Below are 1,736 nucleotides of genomic sequence, written 5' to 3' on the forward strand. Positions count from 1 at the left end.
GTGAACAGCCGGCGCTGGATCAGATCCGGCTGCACCGGCTGGCGCAGGCGGATGGCGACATCGGCCTGCCGCATGGCAAGATCGAGTTCGCTGTCGTCCAGAATGACCTGCAGCTCGACATCCGGGTAGATCTCAAGGAATTCGTGGATGCGGCTCGTCAGCCACGAGGTGCCGAGACCGACGGTGGTGGTGACGCGCAGCACGCCGGAAGGCTTCTCGCGGGAATCGGCAAGGCGGGCCTGCACCGCATCCAGCTTCATCATCACGTCGCGGGCGGTGCGGAACAGCAGGTCGCCCTGCTCGGTCAGCAGCAGGCCGCGGGCATGGCGATGGAACAGCGGAATGCCCAGTTCCTGCTCCAGCGCGCCGACCTGACGGCTGACGGCCGACTGGCTCATGTTGAGCATCTCGCCGGCATGGGTGAAGCTGCCGGCCTGCGCGGCAGCGTGGAAGATGCGCAGTTTGTCCCAGTCCATCGGCCGTGCGGCCCCCTCGTGTCGCGCCGTGTTCCCCGGCAGGCAGTCCTCTCCGCCCGCTTTGTCTCTGGTGCCGGCTTTTTTGCCGTGCGGTGCTTATCGGTTCGGCCCGGCGCCGAGCCTCGGGGATCGGCGGCGTTTCTCCCGGTCCGGCTCCGGTGCGGCATCGGCGTCAGGCCGCACCGGAGGCCGGGTTTTCATGTCATTCGGCGGCTTGCGCCACCCCGTCTTCCAGCGCGCCCAGATAGCGCTCGGCCTCAAGGGCCGCCATGCAGCCCATGCCGGCGGCGGTGACCGCCTGCCGGAATTTCTCGTCGGTCACATCGCCGGCGGCAAACACCCCCGGCACCGAGGTGGCGGTGGAATCGGCCGCCGTCCAGATATAGCCGCCGGCCTTCATCTTCAGCTGGTCGCGGAAGACCTCGGAGGCGGGGTGATGGCCGATCGCCACGAACACGCCGTCAATATCGCGCTGCTCGGTTGCGCCGGTCTTGACATTGCGCAGCGTCACCGAGGTGACAGCCTGCGGCATTCCGCTGCCGTGGAATTCGGCGATCTCGCTGTCCCACACCACGTCGATCTTGGGGTTGGTGAACAGGCGGTTCTGCAGAATGCGCTCGGCGCGCAGGCTGTCGCGGCGGTGCACCAGTGTCACCTTCTCGGCGTGGTGGGTGAGGTAGAGCGCCTCTTCCACCGCGCTGTTGCCGCCGCCGACCACGATCACCTTCTTGCCGCGATAGAAGAAGCCGTCGCAGGTGGCGCAGGCGGAGATGCCGAAGCCCTTGAGCTTCTCTTCGGAGGGAATGCCCAGCCAGCGCGCCTGCGCGCCGGTGGCGATGACCAGTGTGTCGCAGGTGTAGAGCGTGCCGGAATCGCCGGTGAGGCGGAACGGCGGCTTCGACAGGTCGGCGGCGACGATCAGGTCGTAAATCATCTCGGTGCCGACGTGCTCGGCCTGCAACCGCATCTGCTCCACCAGCCAGGGGCCCTGAATGGGCTCGGCGAAGCCCGGATAGTTCTCCACCTCGGTGGTGATGGTGAGCTGGCCGCCGGGCTGGATGCCCGCCACGATCGCCGGCTTCAGCATTGCACGAGCCGCATAGATCGCCGCGGTGTAGCCGGCCGGGCCGGACCCGACGATCAGCATCTTCAAATGCCGGGCGTTGCTCATGTTTGTTCCTCATGTGCGCGCGGCGCATAACGGCATCATGCGCCTTTGGCGGCTGAGATGTGCGCGGAAAGCGCATCTCACAAGGCTTG

Annotated in this window: 2 protein-coding genes; both read right to left on the reverse strand. The window is 66.9% G+C overall.

The genetic code is table 11. The features are described 5' to 3' along the window. On the reverse strand, window positions 1-476 hold a 476-nt coding region (locus V7067_RS17735), incomplete at its 3' end, for a LysR family transcriptional regulator (protein WP_334177204.1). A 202-nt stretch (window positions 477-678) separates the two neighbouring features. Next, on the reverse strand, window positions 679-1,647 hold the full coding sequence (trxB, locus tag V7067_RS17740) for a thioredoxin-disulfide reductase (RefSeq protein ID WP_334177205.1): 969 nt from the start codon (window positions 1,645-1,647) through the stop codon (window positions 679-681). Window positions 1,648-1,736: the final 89 nt, after the last annotated feature.

The organism is Pseudoxanthobacter sp., from assembly GCF_036822375.1.
Lineage (GTDB): Bacteria > Pseudomonadota > Alphaproteobacteria > Rhizobiales > Segnochrobactraceae > Pseudoxanthobacter.

Coding starts and splice junctions, on each gene's coding strand:
- trxB (WP_334177205.1), bottom strand. CDS start 1,647: ATGAGCAACGCCCGGCATTTGAAGATGCTGATCGTCGGGTCCGGCCCG.